Annotated in this window: 26 protein-coding genes; 12 read left to right on the top strand and 14 right to left on the bottom strand. The window is 62.9% G+C overall.

From position 1 onward, the window contains the following. Positions 1-95: 95 nt before the first annotated feature. Genes cimA through QZ498_RS03720 form a run of 3 tightly spaced genes read left to right on the top strand, consistent with a single transcriptional unit; the run spans position 96 to position 3,222 of the window. Positions 96-1,715: a citramalate synthase gene (gene cimA, locus QZ498_RS03730; protein ID WP_294620368.1), complete on the top strand. Its 1,620-nt coding sequence runs from the start codon at positions 96-98 to the stop codon at positions 1,713-1,715. Then, on the top strand, positions 1,712-2,437 hold the full coding sequence (locus QZ498_RS03725; protein ID WP_294620366.1) for a trans-aconitate 2-methyltransferase: 726 nt from the start codon (positions 1,712-1,714) through the stop codon (positions 2,435-2,437). Before cimA ends, QZ498_RS03725 begins: the two co-directional genes overlap by 4 nt. Before the next feature lie 5 nt (positions 2,438-2,442). After that, on the top strand, positions 2,443-3,222 hold the full coding sequence (locus tag QZ498_RS03720; protein WP_294620364.1) for a squalene/phytoene synthase family protein: 780 nt from the start codon (positions 2,443-2,445) through the stop codon (positions 3,220-3,222). A 124-nt stretch (positions 3,223-3,346) separates the two neighbouring features. Here QZ498_RS03720 and QZ498_RS03715 read toward each other — a convergent pair whose 3' ends face one another. The 3 genes from QZ498_RS03715 to cobA are packed head-to-tail and all read right to left on the bottom strand — an operon-like array spanning position 3,347 to position 6,733. Then, complete coding sequence (locus QZ498_RS03715) at positions 3,347-4,564, bottom strand: MFS transporter (protein WP_294620362.1); 1,218 nt, start codon at positions 4,562-4,564, stop codon at positions 3,347-3,349. Between the two features lie 42 nt (positions 4,565-4,606). After that, positions 4,607-5,878: a cobyrinate a,c-diamide synthase gene (locus QZ498_RS03710; protein ID WP_294620361.1), complete on the bottom strand. Its 1,272-nt coding sequence runs from the start codon at positions 5,876-5,878 to the stop codon at positions 4,607-4,609. A 3-nt stretch (positions 5,879-5,881) separates the two neighbouring features. Then, complete coding sequence (gene cobA, locus QZ498_RS03705) at positions 5,882-6,733, bottom strand: uroporphyrinogen-III C-methyltransferase (RefSeq protein WP_294620360.1); 852 nt, start codon at positions 6,731-6,733, stop codon at positions 5,882-5,884. A 151-nt stretch (positions 6,734-6,884) separates the two neighbouring features. Here cobA and QZ498_RS03700 point away from each other — a divergent pair, with 151 nt between their 5' ends. The 4 genes from QZ498_RS03700 to QZ498_RS03685 are packed head-to-tail and all read left to right on the top strand — an operon-like array spanning position 6,885 to position 9,944. Then, positions 6,885-7,931 (top strand): cobalt-precorrin-5B (C(1))-methyltransferase, encoded by a 1,047-nt coding sequence (locus tag QZ498_RS03700; RefSeq protein WP_294620359.1) that lies wholly within the window; start codon positions 6,885-6,887, stop codon positions 7,929-7,931. After that, entirely contained in the window at positions 7,928-8,656 is a 729-nt protein-coding gene (locus QZ498_RS03695; RefSeq protein ID WP_294620357.1) for a cobalt-precorrin-6A reductase, read from the top strand. The genes QZ498_RS03700 and QZ498_RS03695 overlap by 4 nt, the downstream gene beginning before the upstream one ends. After that, positions 8,653-9,282, top strand: coding sequence for a DNA-3-methyladenine glycosylase 2 family protein (locus QZ498_RS03690; protein WP_294620355.1), 630 nt, complete (start codon positions 8,653-8,655; stop codon positions 9,280-9,282). Before QZ498_RS03695 ends, QZ498_RS03690 begins: the two co-directional genes overlap by 4 nt. Beyond that, complete coding sequence (locus QZ498_RS03685) at positions 9,279-9,944, top strand: alpha/beta fold hydrolase (RefSeq protein ID WP_294620354.1); 666 nt, start codon at positions 9,279-9,281, stop codon at positions 9,942-9,944. The genes QZ498_RS03690 and QZ498_RS03685 overlap by 4 nt, the downstream gene beginning before the upstream one ends. 10 nt (positions 9,945-9,954) lie before the next feature. Here the strand turns inward: QZ498_RS03685 and QZ498_RS03680 are convergent, their stop codons facing one another. Further along, positions 9,955-10,275, bottom strand: coding sequence for an ArsR family transcriptional regulator (locus QZ498_RS03680; RefSeq protein ID WP_294620353.1), 321 nt, complete (start codon positions 10,273-10,275; stop codon positions 9,955-9,957). A gap of 48 nt (positions 10,276-10,323) precedes the next feature. On the opposite strand from QZ498_RS03680, the gene QZ498_RS03675 reads away from it, so the two are divergent. Beyond that, entirely contained in the window at positions 10,324-11,133 is an 810-nt protein-coding gene (locus QZ498_RS03675; protein ID WP_294620352.1) for an alpha/beta hydrolase, read from the top strand. Between the two features lie 108 nt (positions 11,134-11,241). On the opposite strand, the gene QZ498_RS03670 is transcribed toward QZ498_RS03675, so the two are convergent. Continuing rightward, entirely contained in the window at positions 11,242-12,114 is an 873-nt protein-coding gene (locus QZ498_RS03670; RefSeq protein ID WP_294620351.1) for an NAD(P)-dependent oxidoreductase, read from the bottom strand. 80 nt (positions 12,115-12,194) lie between these two features. Here QZ498_RS03670 and QZ498_RS03665 point away from each other — a divergent pair, with 80 nt between their 5' ends. The 3 genes from QZ498_RS03665 to QZ498_RS03655 all read left to right on the top strand — a co-directional run bounded on the left by QZ498_RS03665 (position 12,195) and on the right by QZ498_RS03655 (position 15,819). Beyond that, the gene (locus QZ498_RS03665) at positions 12,195-14,666 is read left to right on the top strand and encodes a penicillin acylase family protein (RefSeq protein WP_294620349.1); all 2,472 of its coding nucleotides are present in this window, start codon (positions 12,195-12,197) and stop codon (positions 14,664-14,666) included. Between the two features lie 98 nt (positions 14,667-14,764). Then, positions 14,765-15,130 (top strand): DUF983 domain-containing protein, encoded by a 366-nt coding sequence (locus tag QZ498_RS03660; RefSeq protein WP_294620347.1) that lies wholly within the window; start codon positions 14,765-14,767, stop codon positions 15,128-15,130. A gap of 218 nt (positions 15,131-15,348) precedes the next feature. Then, positions 15,349-15,819 (top strand): hypothetical protein, encoded by a 471-nt coding sequence (locus QZ498_RS03655; protein ID WP_294620345.1) that lies wholly within the window; start codon positions 15,349-15,351, stop codon positions 15,817-15,819. 515 nt (positions 15,820-16,334) lie between these two features. Here QZ498_RS03655 and QZ498_RS03650 read toward each other — a convergent pair. The 4 genes from QZ498_RS03650 to QZ498_RS03635 all read right to left on the bottom strand — a co-directional run bounded on the left by QZ498_RS03650 (position 16,335) and on the right by QZ498_RS03635 (position 19,758). Next, on the bottom strand, positions 16,335-17,510 hold the full coding sequence (locus tag QZ498_RS03650) for a peptidoglycan DD-metalloendopeptidase family protein (protein ID WP_294620344.1): 1,176 nt from the start codon (positions 17,508-17,510) through the stop codon (positions 16,335-16,337). Positions 17,511-17,571: 61 nt separating this feature from the next. After that, positions 17,572-18,228, bottom strand: coding sequence for a protein-L-isoaspartate(D-aspartate) O-methyltransferase (locus tag QZ498_RS03645; protein ID WP_294620343.1), 657 nt, complete (start codon positions 18,226-18,228; stop codon positions 17,572-17,574). Further along, positions 18,225-19,007: a 5'/3'-nucleotidase SurE gene (surE, locus tag QZ498_RS03640; protein ID WP_294620341.1), complete on the bottom strand. Its 783-nt coding sequence runs from the start codon at positions 19,005-19,007 to the stop codon at positions 18,225-18,227. Before surE ends, QZ498_RS03645 begins: the two co-directional genes overlap by 4 nt. 85 nt (positions 19,008-19,092) lie before the next feature. After that, entirely contained in the window at positions 19,093-19,758 is a 666-nt protein-coding gene (locus QZ498_RS03635; RefSeq protein WP_294620339.1) for an SDR family oxidoreductase, read from the bottom strand. Between the two features lie 115 nt (positions 19,759-19,873). On the opposite strand from QZ498_RS03635, the gene QZ498_RS03630 reads away from it, so the two are divergent. Beyond that, a complete protein-coding gene (locus QZ498_RS03630) occupies positions 19,874-20,440 on the top strand; it encodes a biotin transporter BioY (RefSeq protein WP_294620337.1) in 567 nt (188 codons plus the stop codon). A gap of 70 nt (positions 20,441-20,510) precedes the next feature. Here the strand turns inward: QZ498_RS03630 and QZ498_RS03625 are convergent, their stop codons facing one another. From QZ498_RS03625 to QZ498_RS03605, 5 genes are all read right to left on the bottom strand, one after another. After that, positions 20,511-21,419, bottom strand: coding sequence for a pirin family protein (locus QZ498_RS03625; RefSeq protein WP_294620335.1), 909 nt, complete (start codon positions 21,417-21,419; stop codon positions 20,511-20,513). A 346-nt stretch (positions 21,420-21,765) separates the two neighbouring features. Further along, positions 21,766-22,182, bottom strand: a complete 417-nt coding sequence (locus QZ498_RS03620; RefSeq protein ID WP_294620333.1) for a DUF1284 domain-containing protein — start codon at positions 22,180-22,182, stop codon at positions 21,766-21,768. Further along, positions 22,182-23,636, bottom strand: a complete 1,455-nt coding sequence (purF, locus tag QZ498_RS03615) for an amidophosphoribosyltransferase (protein WP_294620455.1) — start codon at positions 23,634-23,636, stop codon at positions 22,182-22,184. Before purF ends, QZ498_RS03620 begins: the two co-directional genes overlap by 1 nt. Positions 23,637-23,767: 131 nt before the next feature. Then, complete coding sequence (locus QZ498_RS03610) at positions 23,768-24,214, bottom strand: DMT family transporter (RefSeq protein WP_294620331.1); 447 nt, start codon at positions 24,212-24,214, stop codon at positions 23,768-23,770. 12 nt (positions 24,215-24,226) lie between these two features. Continuing rightward, the gene (locus QZ498_RS03605; protein WP_294620329.1) at positions 24,227-24,787 is read right to left on the bottom strand and encodes a CvpA family protein; all 561 of its coding nucleotides are present in this window, start codon (positions 24,785-24,787) and stop codon (positions 24,227-24,229) included. Positions 24,788-24,794: the final 7 nt, after the last annotated feature.

Below are 24,794 nucleotides of genomic sequence, written 5' to 3'. Positions count from 1 at the left end.
TGGGCCCTTTGCGCCAAGCCGCGCTGTCGGAGTGAGGGGCCAGCCCCTCACACTCCCCGGGATATTTTTGAACAGAAGAAGACAGGGGGGCTGTGATGGGTAAGGAGAGGCTCTACCTTTACGACACCACCCTTCGCGATGGGCAGCAGACCCAAGGCGTGCAGTTTTCCACCGCCGAAAAGCAGCAGATCGCCAAGACGCTGGATGCCTTGGGCGTGGATTATATCGAGGGCGGTTGGCCCGGGGCGAACCCGACAGACAGCGCCTTTTTCGAGGCCGCCCCGGAGACGCGTGCCAAGATGACCGCCTTTGGCATGACCAAGCGCGCGGGGCGCTCGGCGGAGAATGACGATGTTTTGGCGGCCGTGCTCAATGCCGGGACGGGGTCGGTCTGTATCGTCGGCAAAAGCCATGATTTTCATGTCGAAACCGCGCTGGGCATTAGCTTGGAGGAAAACACCGCCAATATCGCGCAATCCATCAGCCATATCGTGGGGCAGGGGCGTGAGGCGTTGTTTGATGCCGAGCATTTCTTTGACGGCTACAAATCCAACCCCGACTATGCGGTGGCTTGTTGTTTGGCCGCACTGGAGGCGGGCGCGCGCTGGATCGTGCTGTGCGATACCAATGGCGGGACGCTGCCGCAGGAAATCCGCGCGATCACCAGTGCTGTGATCAAGGCGGGGATTCCGGGTGATCGGCTGGGCATTCACACCCATAACGACACCGAAAACGCCGTTGCGGGCAGCCTTGCGGCGGTGGAAGCGGGGGCGCGGCAGGTGCAGGGTACGCTGAATGGGCTTGGCGAACGCTGTGGCAATGCCAATCTGACGACGCTCATTCCGACGCTGATGTTGAAAGAGCCCTTTGTCAGCCAGTTTGAAACCGGGGTCACGCGCGAGGCGCTGAAAACCCTGACGCAGGCCAGCCGGTTGCTGGATGAAATCCTCAACCGGGTGCCGATGAAACAGGCGGCCTATGTGGGGGCTTCGGCCTTTGCGCATAAGGCGGGGCTGCATGCTTCGGCCATCCTCAAGGACCCGACCACCTATGAGCATATCGACCCCGAGGTGGTGGGCAATGCGCGCGTCATCCCGATGTCGAACCAAGCGGGGCAATCCAATCTGCGCCGCCGGTTGGCTGAGGCCGGGATCGAGGTGGCCAAGGACAATCCGGCGTTGCCGCGCATCCTGGAGGAGATCAAGGCGCGGGAGGATCGCGGCTATACCTATGACAGCGCGCAGGCGAGTTTCGAACTGCTGGCGCGGCGGGAGCTGGGGCAGTTGCCGCAGTTCTTCGAGGTGAAGCGCTACAAGGTGACCGTGGAGCGACGCAAGAACAAGTATGACCGGATGGTGAGCCTGTCGGAGGCCGTGGTGGTGGTGAAGGTCGATGGCGAAAAGAAGCTGTCGGTCAGCGAGTCGATGGATGAGGCGGGCAATGACCGTGGCCCGGTGAACGCGCTGGCCAAGGCGCTGGCCAAGGACTTGGGCCGCTATCAGGCGGCGATTGACGATATGCGGCTGGTGGACTTCAAGGTGCGGATCACCCAGGGCGGGACCGAGGCGGTGACGCGGGTGATCATCGACAGTGAGGACGGGCAGGGGCGGCGGTGGTCGACCGTGGGCGTCAGCGCCAACATAGTCGACGCCAGTTTCGAGGCTTTGCTGGACGCGATCACCTGGAAGCTCGCGCGCGACGGGGGGCAGATATGACCGAGGAAGAGGCCTTCCTCACGCTGCACGCCGATATCCCGCGGCAGGGGCCGGGTTTGCCTGAGGACGTGCACTGGGCCTTGGATGTGCTGGAGGTGGGGCGCGAGGCGCGCATATTGGATGCGGGTTGCGGGCCGGGGGCCGATCTGGAAACGCTGGCCGAGGCGCGGCCCATGGCGCGGATTGAAGGGATCGAGCAGATCCCGCATCTGGCCGATGAGGCGCGCGAGCGGTTGCGGCATTTCACCAATGTCGAGGTGGTGACCGGCGACATGGCCGCTTTGTCGGGGTTTTACGATTTCATCTGGTCGGCGGGGGCGATTTACTTTCTCGGCGTGACCGAGGGGTTGCAGCTCTGGCGGCAATCTCTGGCGCTGGGCGGGGCGATTGCCTTTAGTGAGCCGGTATTGGAGGCGGATGCGCCGCAAGCGGCCAAGGATTTCTGGGCCGAGTATCCGCAGATCACCGATTATGGCGGGTTGCAGGCCCGGGTCGAGGCGGCCGGGTTCGAGGTGGTGGATCACCGTCCGTTGAGCACCGCCGCATGGGCGGCCTATTACATGCCGCTGGCGGCACGGGTGGCGCGCTTGCGCGCCGGGGCCGATGCGGCGTTGGAGCCGGTTTTGGCCGAGGCGGAGCGTGAGATTACGCTCTGGCGGGCGGCGCCCGACCATGTGCGCTATGAATTGATGCTGGTCCGGCCCGGCACGGGGCCTAGCTGAGCCGCATGGAGTTTGATGCCGATCTGACCGCCTGTGCGGCGCTTGTGGAAGCGGGCGATGCTGAACGCTTTGCCGCCGTGATGGCCGCGCCCGTGGCCGCACGGGCCAAGCTTTTCCCGCTTTATGCCTTCAATATCGAGGTCTCGCGCGCCCCTTGGGTGACGCAGGAACCGATGATCGCCGAGATGCGCCTGCAATGGTGGCGCGATGCCTTGGAGGAAATCCGCGAGCGCGGGATCGTTCGGCGGCATGAGGTGGTGACACCCTTGGCGCATATCCTGAGCCCGGAAGATACCGAGCGGCTGGATGATCTGATCTTGGCGCGGCGTTGGGATATCGGGCGCGAACCCTTCGAGGATATGGCGGCATTTCGCGCGCATATTCGCGATACATCGGGTGGATTGCTGGTGGTGGCGGGGCAGGTTCTGGACCGTGCCGCGCCTGCGGAGGTTTTGGAGCAGGCAGGCTATGCCCTGGGGCTGGCCAATTGGTTGCGAGCGGTTCCGGCGCTGGAGGCGGCGGGGCGGATTCCGCTTGTGGAAGGCACGCAGGAGGCGCTGCGATCACTTGCGCAAGAGGGGCTGGAGGCCTTGGCCGAGGCGCGGCGCGGGCGCGGGGATATACCCAAAGCGGCGCGCCCGGCGTGTTTGCCGGTGGCGCAGGCCGAGGCGGTTTTGCGCAGGGCTATGGCGGTGCCGGGGCGGGTGGCTGAGGGGGCGCTTGATCCGGCACCGATTGCGCGGCGTTGGGCACTAAGCCGCGCGGCAGTTTTGGGTCGTTGGTAAGCGGACGCGCCTTGCGGCGCGGCAGGATGAGCGCGCTATCGCGCGCCGGTTAGGGGGCTTTGCCCCCCGTTGAAAATGGGATTTTCAACGTCCCCCAGGATATTTCGAGCCAGAAGAAAAGGCGTCAGGCGTCATCGGGCCGGAGCATGAGCCAGAGGAGTGCGCCGCCTGCGAGGGCGAGGAAGGGGACCATGGCGAGGTTGACCGACATCCAGCCATCCTGCGCGTTGCCGCCCGAGCAGTTCATCAACCCGCCCGAGGCCAGGGAGGCGAGGGTGACACCGCCGAAGACCAGCAGGTCGTTGAGGCCCTGCATGCGGCCGCGTTCGTGTGGTTCATGCGCGCCCGCGAGCATGGTTGTGGCGCCGATGAAGCCGAAGTTCCAGCCGAGGCCCAGAAGGATGAGGGCGATGAAGAAGTTTTCAATGGCGACCCCTTGCAGGGCCACGGCCCCTGCGGCGGCGAGGATCACGAGGCCGGTGCCGACGATCTTTTCCACGCCGAAGCGGGCGATGAGGTGGCCGGTGAAGAACGAGGGCGCGAACATCGCGAGCACATGGCCGGTGACGATATCGGCGGCGTTGCCTTCGGTGAACCCACAGCCCACCACCGCCAGCGGTGTCGAGGTCATCACGAGGTTCATCAACGCGTAGGAGACCATGGCGCAGATCACCGCCACGGCGATGCGCGGGGTGGTCAGAAGTTCCCACCGGGAGCGGCCCTTGGGCGCGTCCTCGGATGGCACGGGCGGTTTGGGGATGTCGAGGAACAAAAAGAGCAGCGCGCCGATGAGGTTGAGCACCACCACGGCAAGGTAGGTGCCCATGAAGGGGATCACCATGGCCTGTGACGTGACCTTGACCAGTTGCGGGCCCAGCACCGCGCTGGCCAGCCCGCCCGCCATGACATAGGAAATCGCCTTGGGGCGAAAGGTATCCGAGGCGGTATCGGCGGCGGCGAAGCGGTAGAAGCCTTGCGCCGACATGTAGATGCCGGTGATCAGGCTGCCCAGTAGGAAGACCGGGAAGGAGGCGAGGTAAAGCCCGTAGGCCCCGATGGCCGCGCCCAAAGCCCCGGCACCGGCACCAACGAAGAACCCCGCCTTGCGGCCTGCGCGCTGCATGAACCACGACAGCGGATTGGCCGCCAGCATGGAGCCCAGAACGATCAGCGAAATCGGCAGCGTGGCAAAGCAGATGTTGGAGGCCAGCGTTTGACCGGCCAGCCCGCCCACCACGAAAATCATCGCCATTTGCGCGCCAAGAAAGGCCTGCGCAAGGGTCAGGACGGTGACATTGCGCTTGGCGCGGCTGTCGTCGGGGAGGGCGGCTGTGTCTGTCATGGGGGCAGGCTTACTCCTGCTGAACCGAATGGTCCAGATGGATCATGTCGCCCGGTCGATGATATGCGCGAAAGAGCCGTGCACATGGCCTTGGGTGAGGCCCGTGGGGCCAAGCTGTGTTCCCATGGCATCCTCGGCATAAAAGAGGCTGTCGCCCTCGGCGCGCAGGGTGGAGGCATAGTGGAACTCATGGCCCGTGTAGCTGCCGGGGAAGGGGCCGCGCAGGGCGCAGAGCGTGCGGTAGCCAAGGTGGAGTTTGCGCTGTGCAAAGCTGGTCTCCAGCCTGAGAAGCCCCGCCATTTCGTGGCCTGTGCCCTCGGCGTCGATCAACCCATCGCCCAGCACCATGTAGCCGCCACATTCGCCGTAGATAGGCGTGGTTTGCGCGGCCTTACGCAGCGACGGCAGGAAGTTTTGCGTTGCGGAAAGTTGTCCGGCGTGAAGCTCCGGGTAGCCGCCGGGCAGGAAGATGAAATCGGCCTGCGGCACCGGATCGTCACCCAGCGGTGAGAAGAAAGCCAGCTCCGCGCCCGCCGCGCGCCAATCGGTCAGCATATGCGGATAGGAAAAGCCAAAGGCGCGATCCTGGGCCACGGCGATGCGTTGCGCCGGGGGCGGCAGGGGCGTTGCGGTGCCTTTTGGCACGTCATGTTGCGCGGCAAGCTCTAGCAGAGCCTCAATATCTAAGTTTTCGGCCATGATATCGGCGGCGGTATCAAGGAATTGGTCAAGGTCGGGGCGTTCCTCGGCCTGTTCCAGACCCAAGTGCCGCGAGGGCTGCGACAGGGCGCTGTTGCGCGGCACCGCGCCGAACAACGGGGTCTCGGGCAGGGCACGGCGCAGCATTTCTTCATGCCGGGGGGAGCCGATGTTGTTGAGGATCACGCCTGCTACCTGAACCTGCGGGTCGAGCGTGGCAAAGCCATGGGCGATAGCGGCGACGGAGCCTGCCATGCGCGCACAATCGATGATCAGCACCACGGGCAGGCCAAGCAGACGCGCCAGGTCGGCGGAGGAGCCTTTGCCATCGGGTGGCGCGCCATCGAAAAGCCCCATGGCCCCTTCGATGAGCAGGGTTTCACCGGGGGAATGCGCCGCAAGGTGGCGGAGGCGGTCGGGCGTCATCGCCCAAGCATCAAGGTTTACACACTCCCGCCCGGAGGCGGCAGCATGAAACCGGGGGTCGATGTAATCAGGCCCGGATTTGGCGGACCGGATCGGCACGCCTTGCCGCGCGGTGGCGCGCAAAAATCCAAGCGTGACGGTGGTTTTCCCGCTGCCCGAGGCCGGGGCGGCAAAGATCAGCCCGCCCAAGGCCTAGGCGCTTTCCGCGGGGCGCCCCCGGCCGAGCGGATCAAGGTTGCGCGGTGCCTCGCCCGCGAGCATGCCTTGCCAATCCAGCACCTGCCGCATCAGGACCGAGCGGCCAACACAGAGGATCGCGGGCGGCTCCAGCCCGCTTTGGGCGATATCCTCGGTCATGGTTCCAAGGGTGGTTTCCAGTACCTGCTGTTCGCCGGTGGTGGCCGAACAGACCACGGCACAGGGCTCGGAGGCGGGGCGACCGGCCTCCATCAGCGCGCCGGAAATCCGCTCCACATGCTTCATGCCCATGTAGATCACGATGACCTGACTGCCCTTGGCAATCGAGGCCCAGTCCAGCGAGGAGGGCGTTTGCCCCGATTGGTCGTGGCCGGTGACGAAGGTCACCGATTGGTTCACGTCGCGATGGGTGACCGGGATACCGGCATAGGCCAGCCCGCCGATCCCGGCGCTGATGCCGGGGATGATGCGGACGGGTACGGAATGCTGTACCAGTGTCTGCGCCTCTTCCCCGCCACGGCCAAAGACGAAAGGGTCGCCGCCTTTAAGGCGCAAAACCCGTTTGCCCGCGCGGGCCAGATCGACCAGCCGAAGGGAAATATCGCGCTGTTTGGCCGAAGGCTTGCCGCCGCGTTTGCCAGCATAGATATGCTCGGCCTGCGGGGCCCAGTCCAAGATCGCCTCCTGCACCAGCGCGTCATAGATCACTACATCCGCCTGCCGCAGGGCATTGACCGCATGCAGGGTCAGAAGCCCCGGGTCACCGGGGCCCGCACCGCAGAGCCAGACCCAGCCGGGCTGCATCTGGGGCCAATGGCCCGTGGGAAGGGGAAGTGAGTCGTCCATGCCCCTCTTATGCCGCCTGCGCGGGCGCGGGGAAAGGCCCGGGGCGACACATTTGCCCGGCTTTTGCGGCATTTGCGCGCTGCCTTTGGGCGTGAGGTGGCGCAATTTGGCGATTGTCTTGAGACCTGTCGCGCCTATAGTCCGGCCCCACATGGCCCGCAAACCCGACACCCCCCTGCGCCGTGGCTGGACCACGGGTGCCTGCGCCACCGCTGCCACGCGCGCGGCGCTTCTGGGGCTGTGGGGGCAGGGCAAGCTCGACGAGGTGCAGATCACCTTGCCGAAGGGGGAAACGCCCGTGTTCGAGGTGGCCCATTGGGACGAAGGGCCGGGCTGGTGCGAGGCCGGGATCATCAAGGATGCGGGTGACGACCCGGATGTCACCCACGGCGCACTGGTGATTGCGCGGGTTTCGCCCTCGGACAGTGGCGTGCGGTTCAAGGCAGGCGTTGGTGTGGGGCAGGTGACCATGCCGGGGCTGCCCATTCCGCCGGGGGAACCGGCGATCAACCCGGTGCCACGCCAGATGATGAAGGGCGTGGTCCACGATCTGGCGCAGGAGCTTGGTCAGGTGCCTGATGTGGTGATTGAGATTTCGATTCCCAATGGCGCGGAACTGGCCCGGCAAACGTGGAACCCGCGCCTTGGTGTCAAAGGGGGCTTGTCGATCTTGGGGACCACCGGGATTGTGCGGCCCTTTTCCTGTGCGGCTTGGATCGCCTCGATTCACCGCGGGATCGACGTGGCCTGTGCCCAAGGCCTGCCGCATGTGGCGGGCTGTACGGGTGCGACCAGCGAAAAGACCGTGCAGGCGCTTTATGATCTGCCGGATCATGCCATGCTGGACATGGGGGATTTTGCGGGCGGGTTGCTCAAGTATCTGGCCAAGCACCCGGTGCCGCGCATTACAATCGGCGGGGGCATCGGCAAGATGACCAAACTGGCCCAGGGGGCGCGGGATTTGCATTCGGGCCGCAGTCAGGTGGATTTTGACGCACTTGCCAAAGCATTGGGTGAGGACGAGTTGAAATACATGAATACCGCCCTGCAAGCCTATGAAAAAATTGGGGAAGATATGGCGACATGGGTGGCCAATCACGCGCTTGAAAACGTCCGCGCCATGCTGCCTGACAGCGTCAAGGCCGATACGGTGGTCATTGACCGCGAGGGCAAGATCATCGCGAGGGCGGGCGTATGACGCTTTTGTTGCTGGCCGGAACGACAGAGGCGCAGCAGATCGCCAAGGCCCTGTCCGACAGGGGCTTTCCTGCCGTGGCCTCGCTTGCCGGGGCGACACGCGCGCCGCGCGCCACGGGGCTGAACACGCGCACCGGCGGCTTTGGCGGGGCCGATGGCTTTCGCGCCTACCTTCGGACGGAGGGCATATCGGCGGTTTTGGACGCCACGCACCCATTTGCGCATCGGATTTCCAATCGGACCGCAGATATCTGCGCCGAGCAGAATATTCCCTATTGTCAATTGCTCCGGCCAGAATGGATAGCCGAGGCGGGTGATGATTGGACCTTTTTGAACCGCGAGGACGAGGCCGCCAAGCACATTGCACCCGGTTCCACCGTGTTTCTGGCCACGGGGCGGCAAACGCTTGACCGCTTTGCCAATCTGTCGAACTGCCGCCTGATCTGTCGCCAGATCGACCCGCCGGATCGGCCTTTCCCCTTTCCCAATGGTGAGTTTCTGGTGGGGCGTCCGCCGTTCTCGATCTCCGAGGAAAGAGAACTATTCAAAAGACTGGGCGTTGATTGGGTGGTTGTGAAAAACGCTGGCGGAGAGGCACCCCGCTCAAAACTGATTGCGGCGCGCGAACTGGGGATCAAGGTCGCGGTGATCAACCGCCCGCCTCAGCCCCCGGCGCCCAAGGTGGCGACAGTGGCCGAGGCATTGGCTTGGATAGAGGCGTTATGACAGAAAGAATTATAACGACTGATCAGGATGTTACGGAAGGACTTTCACATATTACCTCAACATGCCCGCGCATGGCCTACGCGCAGAGCCTGACCGGACCGCTCCCCCTGCGTCGCCGCCCCGACGGCTTCTCGCAACTCCTCAGCGCAATCGTCAGCCAGCAGGTCAGCGTCGCCGCTGCCCGCGCGATTTGGGCCAAGATGCAGGCTGCCCGCCTGACCGGTCCGCGCAAGGTGCTTTGGGCCAGCGAGGAGGAGCTGCGCGCCGCCGGTCTCAGCCGCCAAAAGCTGCGCTATGCCAAGGCGCTGGCCGAGGCGCGCATTGACTACAAGGCCCTGCGCGATGCCCCCACCGAGGAGGTGGTGAAAACCTTGACCCAAGTGCCGGGGATCGGCGTCTGGACCGCCGAGATTTACGCCATGTTCAGCCTTGGCCGCGCCGATGTCTTCGCGCCCGGCGATCTGGCCCTGCAGGAGGCCGCGCGCCTGCTCTATGACTTGCCCGAGCGCCCCAAGGAACGTCACTTGCGCGACATGGCCGCAGCGTGGAGCCCCTGGAGAGCGGTTGCGGCCCGGCAGCTCTGGGCCTACTACCATGTGGCAAAGGACAGGGAAGGGATCAGATGACACGCGTACTCAACTCAGGGCGCAAAGGCCCGCATTCCGGCGAGACCCGCTCGGTGGTGGTGTTCCTTCACGGATACGGGGCCAATGGGGCCGACCTTCTGGGGCTGGCCGATGTGCTGGGCGAACACCTGCCCGATACGCTGTTCGTGGCCCCCGACGCGCCTGAGGAAATTCCGATGATGCCGGGTGGCTATCAATGGTTCCCGATCCCGTGGATCGACGGCTCAAGCGAGGAAGAATCCGAACGCGGGATGATGGCCGCGGTGGATGACCTCAATGCCTATCTCGATGCGCTGATGGTGGACGAGGATGTGCTGCCCGAACAGGTCGTTCTGTTCGGCTTTTCCCAAGGCACCATGATGGCCCTGCACGTGGCCCCGCGCCGCGAGGATGAGGTGGCCGGGATCGTGGCCTTTTCCGGGCGGCTGTTGCGGCCCGAATTGCTGAAAGACGAGGTGCAATGCCGCCCGCCGGTCTTGCTGGTGCATGGCGATGCCGATGACGTGGTGCCGCCGCAATCCCTGCCCGAAGCTGCCGAGGCCCTGCAAGCCGCAGGCTGGCAGGATGTTTACGCCCATGTGATGAAAGGCACCGCCCACGGCATCGCCCCCGATGGGCTGCAAGTGGCGCTGGCCTTCATGCGCGACAAGCTGGGTTTGTAATCACGGCGCTTTAGGCATCTTGGATGCTTAGTGACGCCTTCAGCCAGTTCGCATAGTCGGTCAATGCGGCCTCGTTGCGCGAGCAATAGGTCCATTTCTGTTGCCGCTTGGCCTGAATGAAGCCGGCCCTTTTCAAAAGCTCGATATGTCGGCTCATGGTGGGTTGGCTCACCTCGAAATGCGCCGCCAAAAGGTGAACGCAAACGCCAAACTTTACAGGGTCGGCGGATTCTTGTGCCGAGAAATATCTGGCCGGATCGGTCAGCACGCGCAGCACCTCAATCCGGGTTTCATTGGCAAGTGCCTTGACTTGGTCTTCTCTGATCGACATGAATATAGACATATAGCAAATATGCTAATTGTCAATTGGAGATTCGCCATGCTTGACTTGAACGAACGGTTTTCCTTTCGGGGCCAATCCGTGGCTTGGGGTGCGATCGGTGAGGGCGCGCCGATTGTTTTGATCCATGGCTTTCCATGGTCTTCCCAGGCGTGGCGCAATATTGCGCCCTGGCTCGCTAAAACACACAAGGTCCATTACTTTGATATGCTGGGCACGGGCCTTTCGGAAAAAGGCGAAGGGCAAAAGGTGACGGAAAGCGTGCAGAGTGACCTTCTCGAAGCGTTGATCGGCCACTGGGGCCTGACGCGGCCACAGGTTGTCGGCCATGATTTCGGCGGGCTTTGCGCCCTGCGCGGGCATTTCGTAAATGGCATCGACTATGGCAAGCTGCACTTGGTCAACGCGGTGGCGGTGCTGCCCTCGGGGTCACCGTTCTATGCCCATGTCAGGCATCACGAAGCCGCCTTCGCGGGCTTGCCCGACTATGCGCATGAAGCCCTCTTTCGGGCCTATATCCAAGCTGCGGCGCATTACCCGCTGCGCGAAGAGGCGATCCAGACCTACTTTGCCCCATGGGCGGATGAAACGGGCAAGGCGGGTTTTTACCGGCAGATTGCCCAAGCCGACCTTGGCAATATCGAAGAGGTGGAAAAGCTATATGCAAAGCCCGATTTCGATGTGCATCTGATATGGGGCCTGCGCGATACCTTTATCCCCGAACACCAAGGACGTGCGGTGAAGAAACGGCTGAAAGCTGAAAGTTTTACCCCCATCCCTGACGCGGCGCATATGGTGCACGAAGACGCGCCTGCGGCGCTCTTGGGGGCCTTGACGCAGAACCTTTAGCGCTCCCGCCCCTCGTGGATTAGGCGCGCGGTATCAGATACGTACCGCGCGCTCTTCAAGCCCTAGACGGGCTTTCATCGCGAAGAAGGCCGCAAGGCCTGATAAGCGTCAGCCCAGTTTGCGCAACCGCTTGAACAGGCTTGAGGTGTCCCAGCGACCGCCGCCCATTTTCTGCACGTCTTTGTAGTACTGGTCGACCAGCGCCGTAACCGGCAGGGAGGCGCCGTTTTCATTCGCCGTGGCAAGGCAAATTCCCAGATCCTTGCGCATCCAGTCCACCGCGAAGCCATGCTCGAATTCATCGTCCAGCATGGTCTCATAGCGGTTGGCCATTTGCCAGCTTCCGGCGGCGCCTTGGCTGATCACCTCGACCACGGCGCGGCCATCCAGCCCCGATTTTTCCGCGAAGTGCAGCGCCTCGGACAGGCCTTGGACCAGCCCGGCAATGGCAATCTGGTTGCACATCTTGGTCATTTGTCCCGCGCCCGACTCGCCGATCCGGCGGCAGAGCTTGGCATAGACCTCCATGATCGGAAGGGCGGCGTCGAACGCCTGCTGGTCGCCGCCACACATGATCGAAAGATGACCGTTTTCGGCCCCCGCCTGACCGCCCGAGATGGGCGCATCGACAAAATTCAGCCCCGCCTCCTTGGCGGCAATATACATTTCTTCGGTGACCTTGGCCGAAACCGTGGTGTGATCGACCAGCACGGCGCCCTTGCTCATCCCGCCAAAGGCCCCGTCATCGCCCGTGCACACGCTGCGCAGGTCATCGTCATTGCCCACGCAGGTCATCACGAAATCCGCGCCCTCGGCGGCCTCTCGCGGGGTCGGGGCCATGCGCCCGCCATGCTGTGATACCCAGGCCTCGGCCTTGGACGCCGTACGGTTGTAGACACAGACGTCGTGGCCTGCCGCTTGCAGGTGGCCTGCCATCGGATAGCCCATCACACCAAGGCCAAGGAATGCCAGTTTCGTCATTGTCTCTCCCCTTTTCATTGTCTCGCCTCGGATTTCTGACTATCCCACGGAAGGATGCAAGGCAAATCAAGGGCATGCGAATGGCTGGTCTTTTTCGGTGGTTGGTGCGGATCACGGGCGGATTGATCCTTTTGGGGGTCGCGACCGTTCTGGTGCTCTATTTCCTGCTGTCGCGGTCCTTGCCGGATTACGACAAGACGCTTTCGGTGACAGGCATCGGCGCGCCGGTCGAGATCGTCCGCGACAACGCCAATGTGCCGCATATTTTCGGCCAGAGCGATGCCGACAGTTTTTATGGCCTTGGCTACGCCCATGCGCAGGACCGTCTGTGGCAGATGGTCATGCTGCGCCGCACGGTGCAGGGGCGCCTGTCCGAGGTCTTTGGCCCGCGCACCCTCCAGATCGACAAGACCTTGCGCCGCTTTGGTCTGTATCGTCTGGCGCGCGAGTCGGTGGCCGCCCAGGACGATCCGACACGCGCCGCGCTCGACGCCTATGCCGCGGGTGTCAACGCCCGCCTGCAGGAGATCAATACCGAGGCCCTGGGCCGCGGCGCGCCCGAGATGTTCATCTTCAACGCCCCCGTGGCCCCGTGGCAGCCGGCCGATTCGATTGCCATAATCAAGCTCATGGCGGTGCAGCTTTCGGCGCATCTGAGCAACGAGGTGCTGTTTGCCCGCGCCTCCCTGGCGCTCGATACGCCCGACCGGCTGGATGATATCATGCCGGTCGCACCGGGCAGTGGCATCGCCGCGCTTCCCGAATATGCGCAGCTCTTTCCCGGCGCGGGCGGCATGCGGATGGCGCGGGCCTCGGACATCACCGATCACCCGCTGTCGCCCTTCAAGAAGCGTGCCTTCGCGGGGGCATCGAACGCATGGGCCGCTGCCCCCACGCGGTCGGCCTCGGGCGGCACACTTCTGGCCAATGACCCGCACCTTGGGTTTTCGGCGCCCGCGATTTGGTATCTGGCGCGCCTGGAGCTGGAAGCCGGGGGCGTGATCGGCGGCACGATCCCGGGTATCCCGGCCATCATGGCAGGACGGTCGGCCAACCTGGGCTGGGGGGTCACCTCGTCCTACATGGACGACCAGGACCTCTATATCGAGAAGCTGAACCCGGAAAACCCGCAGGAATACCTGACACCAGAGGGGTACAAGCCCTTCCGTACCGAACGGTCGATCATTCGGATCAAGGATGCCGATCCGGTGACGATGACCCTGCGCTGGACGGAAAACGGCCCCGTCCTGCCCGGCTCGCACTACGATCTGGCCGAGGTCACACCGCCTGGGCATGTCGCCTCATTGGCCTGGACCGCGCTTTCGCCGCGCGACACGACCATGTCCTCGGCCATTGCCTTGATGAATGCGGCCACGATCGACGAGGCGCTGGAGGCCGCCAGGCTTTACGTTGCGCCGTCGCAGAACCTGACCTTGGTGGACGATGAGCGGGTGGCGCTCAAGACGATTGGCGCCATGCCGCGACGCCATGCCGACCACGAAAGCCGGGGGCGTATGCCCTCGCGCGGCTGGGTCAGCGACAACCGCTGGCAGGGCGTCAGCCCGTTTTCCGCCAATCCAGAATTCCGCGATCCGGCGGGCGGCCTTCTGGGCAATACCAACAACAAGACGGTCGACCGCCCCTTCCCGCTGCATGTCAGCTATCTTTGGGGCGACACGCAGCGGGTCTATCGCTGGCGGCGGCTGATGCAAAACCGCGAGGTGCACACCCGCGACAGTTTCATCGAGGCACAGCTTGATACGGTCAGCTTCACGGCCCGGTCGCTGCTGCCGCTGATCGGGGCCGACCTGTGGTTCACCGGCGAAGCCGCGCCCGAAGGCACCCCGGAACGACAGCGCCAGCGCGCGCTTGAACTGTTGTCGGAGTGGAACGGCGAGATGAACGAACACCTGCCCGAGCCGCTGATCTATGCCGCATGGTTGCGCGCCTTGCAGGAGCGGTTGATCCGCGACGATCTCGGGCCCCTGGCCGATGAGTTCAACCACCCCAACCCGCTTTTCATCGAACGGGTCTACCGGCGGAAGGACGGGGCCGAAGCGTGGTGCGATGTCAAGCAATCCTCACCCACCGAGACCTGCACCGATATCGCGCGCATGGCGCTCGACGATGCGCTTGTCTGGATCAGTGAAAACTATGGCACGGCGCTGGAATCGCTGCGCTGGGGCGATGCACACCAAGCCACCCATGACCATCAGGTGCTGGGCGATGTGCCCGTGCTGCGCTATTTCGTCAATATCCGGCAAAGCACCTCGGGTGGTGACAACACCTTGATGCGGGGCCGAACCAGTGGGCGGGACCCCGATCCATTCCAGAACGTGCATGGCGCGGGGTATCGCGGGGTCTATGATTTCGCCGATCCCGACAGCAGCGTGTTCATCACCTCGACCGGGCAATCGGGGCATTTCCTGTCACGGCATTACGATGACATGGCACAGCTTTGGCGGCGGGGGGAGTATATCCCCATGTCGCTCGACCCCGAACTTGCGCGTGCGGCCTCCGTGGGGGTGACGGTTCTGGAGCCGGTGGAGTAGGGCGAAGGCGCGCGGCTTTGCGGGGAAGTGGCGCGCTTGTCAAACATGGGTTCGGGGTGCAGGTTTCCCCGTACCGACAGATTTGGAAGGAGAGTCCGGTGCAGCCAGAAGACGATCGTGATACGCGGAATGCAATGTTCAGGGGGTTCATGCTGAAATGCCCGTCCTGCGGCAAGGGCAAGGTCCTCTCTGGATACCTGAAGGTCAAAGACGAATGCGGCTGTTGCGGGCAGGAACTTCATCACGCGAGCGTCGATGACGGGCCCGCCTATTTTACCCTATTGGTCGTCGTGGCGATGATTTTTCCAATGTTTGCTTTGATTTATGGCTTTTTCGAACCTGAACCGCTTCTGGTGGCCCTGTCGATGATGGCGCTGGCAACGGTGCTGGCGCTGTTTATCCTGCCGCGCGTGAAAGGCGTGTTCATCGGACTTCAGTGGGCGAAACGGCTTTACGGCTTTTGAATGCTTCGGATAGCCGAGCCAGCCCCTTGCAGTAAATGATGCAGGTGAGAACCCGCAGCGGGCTCAGAGCGCAATGACCGCTCCGGGCCCACTTTGACCGCTGCTGCATGTTGCACGAATGTCGGCCTATGTGTGATGACTGCGTCTTGCAGGTTGAGGCAGCCTTCATGAAATCATAAAGCGCCGCTAAGTAGCGCTTTTTATCCAAAGGACAGCATATGGAACCCACACAAATATGGACCGGCGTAAGTTTCGCAGCAGTAGTTCTCGGAATTCACGGTGCCTACTACGGCGCGCTGGCTGATACATGCCTCAAGATCGGCACTGAATTGTCGGATGCCTCGGAAGGCACCACCGGCTTTCAGGATGCGATAACACCGCCCTCATCGACAAACTTCCGAATAATCAACTGGCTTGCCACACTGCTGCTGGCAGGTGTTTCATGGTATTATATTGGCTTCGCTGGCATTGCGGTTTTCCTTGTGGTCCGTTTTGTCGCTTCTCTCGTGTCTGGTGCGTCATTTAAAACCGATCCGCCAAGAAAATACTTTTGCCGGATGGTCTATTCCTCAATGGGCAATCGCGAAGCTGATTATGCTAAGGCGGGCGACACCATGCGTTCAGAAGCCATGAACGACTTACGGACCCGTTTCGAGCGCAGCCATTTTGCCAAATGTCTGGCACAATAAAACAGCCAAGGTCGTCTCAACCCGCCATATTCCCAGCGCGCCCCGTCGTAGTATTGCCCGAAGCAGCCGTTGGTGCATGCGCAGCGAAATGGCGCTTCGTCCCACACAGCCAACATTCATCGCGTCCAACTCCCGAAGAAATCTTCGGGAGCCGGATCTTTGTCATCGTGTTGCCCTGGGCGGCTCTGCGCGCCGTGCTGCATCATTTATTGCAAAGGGCTGGATCGCCGAGACCTGAATTTTCCGAGGTTAGAGTCGGCGACCCGCCGCCGTTCGTAAGGGGCGCAGCCATGGCAACCGGGGGCCATCCCGGCCTGTTGTGACGCAGGCGGCCCAAGGTCCTGCTTGGCGCCGCGGCTTCGCCTCGGACCGCGGCTTTTCCCTCGGCTCCGCCCGTTCACGGCTCAAACGCTCCCCCCGGAGCCTTTGCCGGACTTCGCCCGGACCGCGGCTTCCCCCGGGGCTCCGCCCGTTCGGCCCTGAAACGCTCCCCCGGAGCGTTTCCAAGACGGGCCTCACCCCAAATACGGGGTGGGGTCGACGGAGTCGAAGCCTTCGCGCACTTCGAAGTGCAGCGCGGCGGTGCCATCGCGGCGGATCTCGGCCAGCTTATCGCCGCGGCTCACGCTGTCGCCTTTCTTCACCGCCACGTTGGCGACGTTGGAATAGACCGTCAGCAAGTTATCGGGGTGTTTGACCACGATGATCGGGATGCCGTTGGTATCCTCGGTGATCGCCGCCACGACGCCCGAGGCAGCGGCCTTGACCGATGTGCCGGGGCTGGCGGCGATGTCGATGCCGTCGTTCTTGCCCTTTGCATATTCACGAATGATATCGCCCTGAACCGGCATGCTCATGCGGGCATTGCTGGAGGCGGATTGAGATTGGCTTGCCCCCAGATCAGGCGCGGCGGTGGTCTCGACCGGTTCGGCGGCTGGCGCGGTGTCCTCTTTGGGCAATGGTTGTGACGCACTGGGCGGTTCGGGCGTGGGCGAACCTGTGCCCGGTGCCGTGACGGCGGCGTTCTGCCCCTCTTCGAAGCCCTCGGTCGTCTCCCCCGGAAGGGCGACGGGGATCAGCAGGAACTGTCCCTCGCGGACCGCGAAATCGCTGCCAAGGCCGTTCCATTCCGCAAGGCTGCGGACCGAGACATCGTAAAGCCGTGCTATGGTATAGGCGGTCTCGCCGCGCTCGACCTTGTGGCGGATCGGCTCTACCCCGGTTTGCGCGGGGGGCAGGGTGCTGCTTTCGACACGCTGTGAATCGGCCTCCTCGATGGCATTGCCGGCCAGCGAGGTGATATCGACGCCCTCGGGCGGTTGGATTGGGCCGCCTGCGGGTTCGGCGACGCGCGAGGGCAGGGCGACGATCTCGCCCTTGCGCAGGCGGTCGCCGGTCTGGATGCCGTTAAAGCGGGCGATTTCCTCGGCGTTGCCGCCGATCCGGGCGGCAAGGCTGGCCACGGTATCGCCGCGCCGGGCGACGGCCACTTGGTAGCCGGGGTAGGAAATAATCCCGCGTTGGTCGGCGGCGGGGCGGTCGGCGGTGGCGGTACGCGCCGCATCGGCGGTGTCCAGACGCCCGCCAATCCCGCCGCGCAGGTCAAGGTCAAGTGGCTCGTCGCAGGCCGTCAGCAGCAGGCAGGCGGCGGTGCCGGCCAGAATCGGAACGGGGCGAAAGGAAAGGGTCATCTCGATCTGGTCCTCATCACATGCCCCTTGTTGGCCGGGGCTTTTCAAACGTTTCTGTCGCTCAGCTATCGCGCCCAAGTCCTTCGACCAGCGGCACGAACCGAACGGGGCGCAATTCGTCATAGTCAAATCCATCTTCGTGTCGTGTGACACGGATCAGGCTTTGCACGGCGTCCGACTGCCCCACCGGCACCACCATGATACCGCCGATTTTCAATTGCGCCAATAGGGGGCCGGGTGGGTCTTCGGCGGCGGCGGTCACAAGGATTCGGTCAAAAGGCGCCTGATCGGGCAGGCCGAAACTGCCGTCGGCGGTGACGGCTGTGATATTGGTCAGGTCCATGGCGCGGAAAATCTCGCCTGCTTCGCGCACCAATCGCTTGTGCCGGTCCACGGTGTAAACCCGGCGGGCCAGCTGGCTGAGAATCGCCGCCTGATAGCCCGAGCCAGTGCCGACCTCCAACACCTTGTCGCGCGGGCTGACCTTCAACGCTTGGCTCATCAGGCCGACCACAGAAGGCTGCGAAATCGTCTGCCCGCAGGCGATGGGCAGCGGCATGTCCTCGTAGGCGCGTTCGGCGAAATAGCCGCGAATGAACGGGCCACGGTCGATCTTTTCCATCGCCGTCAGCACGCGGGCATCCGTCACGCCCTTCGATCGCAGGGCGAAAAGGAACTGCATCTTGCGTTCCGCGCTATCCTCGGCCCGTTCGCTCATTCGATTGCCTTGAGGGCCTCCATCACATCATGCGCCGTCAGGTCCGCCCGCATCGGCGTGACCGAGATATAGCCCTGCAGGTTCACATCCGCGTCCGACCCGGGCGAGGTGGGCTGCTGCTGCGGTGCGCCGGTGACCCACAAGAACTGCCGCCCCGAGGGCGAGCTGACGGGTTGCACGCCAAAGCCCATGTCGCGGCGGAAGCCCTGCCGCGCGGCCTTGATCCCCTTCACCTCCGCCGATGGCACGGGTGGGAAGTTGATGTTGTAGAAGATACCGTAGTCATCCTCGGTCCAGACGCCACGCTCCAGAAGGGTGCGCATCGTGGCAAGGCCATGGCCGCGCGCCGCCTCGAACTGATCATCGAGATCCTTGTTGGCAGGCCCGTAATATTGGCTTAACGCCACGGCGCGCACACCTTGCAGGGCGGCCTCCATCGCGGCGCCCAACGTGCCGGAATATAGCGCGTTCTCGGCCGAGTTATTGCCCCGGTTCACGCCCGACAGCACCAGATCAGGGCGCGCATCCTTCATGATGTCATGCAAGGCCGCCAAGACACAGTCCGCCGGGCTGCCCTCGGCGGCATAGGTGCGCTCGGACATCTTAGAGACCATCATCGGCCGGGTGAAAGAAATGCAATGGGCCACGCCCGATTGCTCAAAGGCCGGGGCCACGGTCCAGACCTCGCCATCCGGGCCTGCCAGATCCTCGGCGATCTCGCGTAGAACGCTCAGGCCGGGGGCGTTGATCCCGTCGTCATTGGTGATGAGAATACGCAAATGTCCGCCCTTTTCCTGTCAGTCTTGATCACGATGTGTAGCCGCGCGGCCCCTTTGCGACAAGGGAAAGGGCCGCGTAGCGCGCTCAGGTGAGTTGATCCAAAAGCCGGCGCGCCTCGTCCCGCGCATCGGCCAAGCCGCTGCGATCTTCACCGGGGTGAAAGCGCGCGCGTGTTGCCGTAGGCATCGGTTTGGGTTCAAGGATATGCACCCGCGGCCCGGTTTTCTCGGTTTCGGCCTGCCAGCTGCGGGCCAATGCGATCTGTGCGGCCTTTGTGGCGCCATAGCTGCCAAAGAACTTCTCGCCCGCCTTGGGGTCATCGAAAAAGAGGGCCCGGCCCGTATCGCCCAACAGCGGCGTGATGAAAGGAATAAGCCGCCCCGTGGCGGTGACATTCATCGCCACGGATTTCTCCCAATCCTTGGGGTCCATGTGGCTGGCGGGCGAAAGGGGGGCGGCATGCACGGCCGTATGCGCCCAAAGGTCAATCCCACCCCAGCGGTCATAGATCGACCGGCACAGATGCGCCATGGCATCGGCATTGGTGATATCCATAGGGGCCAGCGTGGCCTGCCCGCCCTTGGCCTGAATGCGATCATCCAGTTCCTCAAGCGCGCCGGTGGTCCGCGCCACGGCAACAACATGATGGGTTTCGCACAGCAATTCGGCCAGCGCCGCGCCCAATCCGCGCGAGGCACCGGTGACAAGGGCGATCTGGGGGGCAATCTTGGGGGTCGGTGTATCGGTCATGTTTGGCAAATCCCACCAGACGGGGTATAAATCAAGGCCATTCGCTTGACTTTTGCCGTGGCGCAGCGAAAAAGTCGTGCTGGATACAGGAAAACCACGGAAAGGACGCGATACCATGCGCGATACAGTTCTCAGCCGGGCCGTGATCGGTCAGGAAACCCTTCTCAAGCAAGCGGCCCTCGTGATGGGCGGTTCGCTTTTCATCGCCATGGCCGCGCAAGTCAGCTTTGGCTGGCCAGTGCCGATTTCGCTGCAAACTCTGGCGATCCTCACCGTGGGCCTGACCTTCGGCTCGCGCCTTGGCGCGGTGACGCTCGTGGCCTATCTGGCGCAAGGTGCGGCAGGCCTGCCGGTTTTTGCCAATGGCGCAAGCACGCTGGCCCTTGTCGGCCCGACCGCGGGCTTCCTTTACGGTTTTGTCGGCATGGCCTTCTTGGCTGGCCTCGCCGTGGAAAAGGGCCTTGCCCGTGGCATCGTGTCGACCGCGCTGGTCGGCATGGTGATCTCGGCCGCACTCTATATCCCCGGTCTGGCGTGGCCCGCTGCCGTTCTGGGCAAATCCATGCCCGAGCTTTGGACATACTGGATGGCGCCCTTCCTGATGGGCGATGCCCTGAAGGCGGTTCTGGCGGCGATGGTCGTCTGGGGCGGCTGGAAAGCGCTTGAGGCACGCCGCGGCTAAACCGCCCGCAAGCCTTCGAAAAAGGAACGCCGCCTTATTGCAAGGCGGCGTTTTTCTTTTGCCAAGGCGCTTAGCCCGCCTTGATAAACGTCCCGTTGCGCAACTCGCGGAAGGCCTGTTGCAGCTCTTCTTGGGTGTTCATCACGATCGGGCCGTGCCACGCCACAGGCTCCTGTATCGGGCGGCCCGTCATCAGCAAGAACCGCAGCCCCTCATCCCCGGCTTCCACGGTAATCTCATCGCCTTCGCCAAAGCGAATGAGGGTGCGGTTGCCGCTCAGGTCGCGGATGTTCAACTCCTCGCCGCGATACTCCTTTTCCACCTTGATCCCCATCGGCGCACTGGCATCCCGGAACCGGCCCGAGCCTGCAAAGACATAGGCCAAGGCATTGGCGCGGGTGTCCACCGGGAAGGTCTTGCGCCGCCCCGCCGGGATGGAAATATCCAGAAGCATCGGGTTGGCGGCAATGCCATCCACCGGGCCGGTCTTGCCCCAGAACGAACCGATGATCACCTTGACGGTGGTGCCATCCTCGTCGCCCTCGATGGGAATATCGCCATTGGTGATGTCCTGATAGCGCGGGTCGGTCATTTTCAAAGACTTGGGCAGGTTCGCCCAAAGCTGAAAGCCATGCATCCGGCCCTGCGCGTCGCCCGAGGGCATCTCCTGATGCACGATGCCTGACCCCGCGGTCATCCACTGCACGCTTCCCGGCCCAAGCAGGCCGCGATTACCCAGCGAATCCGCATGCTCGACCTCACCCTCCAGAACATAGGTGATGGTCTCGATCCCGCGATGCGGATGCCACGGGAAACCCTTGGAATAAAGCCGCGGGTCGTCATTGCGGAAATCATCCATCATCAGGAACGGATCGGTCAGTGACGGGTCCTCGAAGCCGAAGACGCGGTGCAGGTGAACGCCTGCGCCTTCCATGGTGGGTTGCGCGGTGCTTGTGGCGGTGACTGGCCTGAAGGTCATGTGAAGTCTCCATGCTTGGTTCGCACTGAAAATGGGGTGTCCAGCGCGATTGGCAAAGGGCGGCATTGTCCTAGGCGCTGTGCAGGAGTGCACAGTGAGGCCGGGGCATCTTCCGTGGAAGGCCTTTCGAAAGGCCTTCCCGCAAGCGCTTTCGAAAGCGCTTGCTACGCAAATTCGAATTTGCGTGGCTCAATGCTTTTCAAAAAGCATTGGCGGCTCTGCCGGTGGCTATTGGGGAACGCAAGCACTCTGTTTCGTACGAGTCGTACGAACAGCTTTGCCAGCCTCCCGATTTTCGTACGAAAACACCCCCATGAGCGTACGACTCGTACGACAGTGCGGCCTGCTAATCCTCTTGCAGCAAATCTCTGAGCGCGGCCTCGCACAGCCCTAGGTCCAACCACTGGCAGCCCTTGCAAAGCTGGCTCAGGTCACCGGGTTTCACGCTGCTTTTCATCCGTGCCTTGGCCTGTCCCCAGGTCAGCCGATCCCCGGGGCGGAGCGAGAGGGCCTTGGCATGGCGTGTGTCGATTTCTTCAATCTTTTCCTGGGATTGGCAAAGGTTTCCGCGCCGCTTGGGGCAGGGGGCGCAGATGTCGTCCAAGCTGCCCACCACCTCGATTTCTGTGGCGTCGCCTGTCGGCGCGCGCAGGGTGTCCACCACGATCCGCGCCATGTTTTGGGTAAAGGCCTCGGAATAGCCTTTCCCCTTAAATCCTTGAGAACAAAGGAAATGATGTGGCCTGAAGCGTAGTGGCGGCATCACTCCGCCGCTTTGATCTCAAAGCCTTTTTCGACCATGTCCGAGGGCACCACCGGGTATTCTCCCGAGAAGCAGGCATCGCAGTATTGCGGGCAGTCGTTCTTGCGACCCTCGGTCTCGCCCACGGCGCGGTAGAGGCCATCCAGCGAGATGAACTTGAGGCTGTCCACCGCGAGATGCTCACGCATTTCATCCTCGCTCATGGTCGCGGCCAGAAGTTTTTCGCGCTGCGGTGTATCCACCCCGTAAAAACAAGGCCATGCCGTGGGCGGGGAGGCGATGCGGAAGTGTACCTCCTTGGCGCCGGCATCAAGGATCATCTCCTTGATTTTGCGTGATGTTGTGCCGCGCACGACGCTGTCATCGACCAAGATCACCCGCTTGCCTTCGATCAGCGCGCGGTTGACATTGAGCTTGAGGCGAACCCCCATGTTGCGGATCTGCTCGGTGGGTTCGATAAAGGTCCGGCCCATGTATTGGTTACGGATGATCCCCATGGCATAGGGGATGCCCGATTGCTGACTAAAGCCGATCGCCGCCGGTGTACCGCTATCGGGTACGGGGCAGACAAGGTCGGCGTCCACATGGCTTTCCTTTGCCAGTTCCACGCCGATCTGGCGGCGGGTTTCATAGACCGACTTGCCCCCGATGATCGAGTCCGGGCGCGAGAAATAGACGTGTTCGAAGATGCAAAAGCGCGATTTCTGGCGGCGGAAAGGGTAATGGCTTTCCACACCTTTGTCAGTGATAACAACCATTTCGCCCGGCTCAACCTCGCGCACGAAGCGCGCGCCGATGATGTCCAAAGCGCAGGTTTCCGAGCTGAGCACCCAGCCATCAGCCACTTGACCCAGAACCAGCGGGCGAACGCCAAGCGGATCGCGCACACCGATGAGCTTGGTGCGGGTCATGGCCACGACCGAAAACGCCCCTTCGACCCGGCGCAGGGCATCTTCCATGCGTTCGGGGATGGTGCGTTGCAGGGAGCGGGCCATCAGGTGAATGATGCATTCACTGTCCGACGTGGACTGAAAGATCGAGCCGCGTTCGATCAGTTCTTTGCGCAGGGCCTCGGCGTTGGTGATGTTGCCGTTATGGGCAATCGCCGCCCCGCCCATGGCGAATTCGCCAAAGAAGGGCTGCACATCGCGGATCGCGGTTTGGCCTTTCGACCCGGCAGTGGAATAGCGCACGTGCCCGATGGCCAGCGGCCCGGGCAGGGTTTCCATCAGCGATTGCTTGGTGAAATTGTCGCGCACATAGCCGAAGCGGCGGGCGCTGTTGAACCCGTGGTCGGGATGGTGGCAGACGATGCCGCCGGCCTCTTGGCCACGGTGTTGCAGGGCATGAAGGCCTAGGGCCACGAAATTCGCCGCATCGGTCACGCCGATCACGCCGAAAACGCCGCATTCTTCCTTAAGTTTGTCATCATCAAAAGGGTGTGCGGGGGGCATATGCTTGGGCAAGGGGCAGCTCCGAATCCCGGTCTCGCGATTGCCCCCTAGATAAGGGCTGTGAGGGCATATGTCACGAAACTATCACATGAAACTTCGTGCCTGATTTCTACAGGTCGTCTGACGTTGCGTCAAAAGCGCGACAGGATGACCCCGGCCAGGACAAGAGCGGCCGCAAGTACGCGATTCAGGGATATCGCCTGTGCCTCAAGACCGAAGAGGCCAAAGTGATCAATGACGAGCGCGGCCACGATCTGGCCGAGGATCAGGACGGCGACAAGTGTCAGCACGCCCAAGATAGGCACGCTGTAAAGGGCGGCCCAAACAAGAAATGCCCCCATAAGCCCGCCAGAGAGCAGGATCAATGGCGCCTGCGGCGACTGCATCACCTCGGGCCATTGGCCAAAGAGCGTTGTGGCGATCACCAGTGCGATGAGGCCCACGGCGAAACAAATGGTGGTCGCCCCAAGGCTGCTACCGATATGACGGGCAAGACCCGCGTTGATAGGGTTTTGCAAGGATATCGCAACGCCTGCTGCGGCGGCGAGCCCCAAGGCCATGACATAGGTGCTCGACATTCGGTCGTGTCCTTACTGCGGGGCGTCGCAGGCGCCGACAAGTTGTTCGTATTGCTGGGTGATCCAGCCAAGTGCCTGTTCAGGGTTGCCGTCTTCGACCTTGTCGGTGAGGCGGCTGAAGACGCGGGCCGAGCGGCTGTCGTCGATAACCTGGATGTTCTGGCTGGTGATTACGGTTTCGTAGACGAAGTAGGCGATGGCCACCAAGAGGATGCCGCGCGCCACGCCGAAGATGAAGCCAAGCCCCTGGTCCAGCCCGCCAAGGGCCGAGCGTTGCACGAGGGATGAAAAAAGCGGTGTGATAAACGAGGCCACGATCAGCGCCACGGCGAAAACGACGGTGAAGGCGGCGATCATGCTGAGTTCACAACTGTCGGCGATGAAGTCGCCAACAACCGGCACTTCCTTGACCAGCGGTTCGACCTGCGGGGCGAAGATGAAGGCCAGAAGGCCCGCCACGATCCAGCCAGCGATTGCGAGGGCCTCGCGTACAAAACCGCGCGAATAGGCCAGCAGCGCCGACAAGACGATAATCAGCGCGACAACGCCGTCGATGATGGTGAAACCTTCCATGGTCCTG

This window comes from uncultured Roseovarius sp., from assembly GCF_913057115.1.
Classification (GTDB): Bacteria; Pseudomonadota; Alphaproteobacteria; order Rhodobacterales; family Rhodobacteraceae; genus Roseovarius.
The sequence above is the reverse complement of the archived record's forward strand: the minus strand, read 5'-3'. Positions and strand labels throughout refer to the sequence as shown.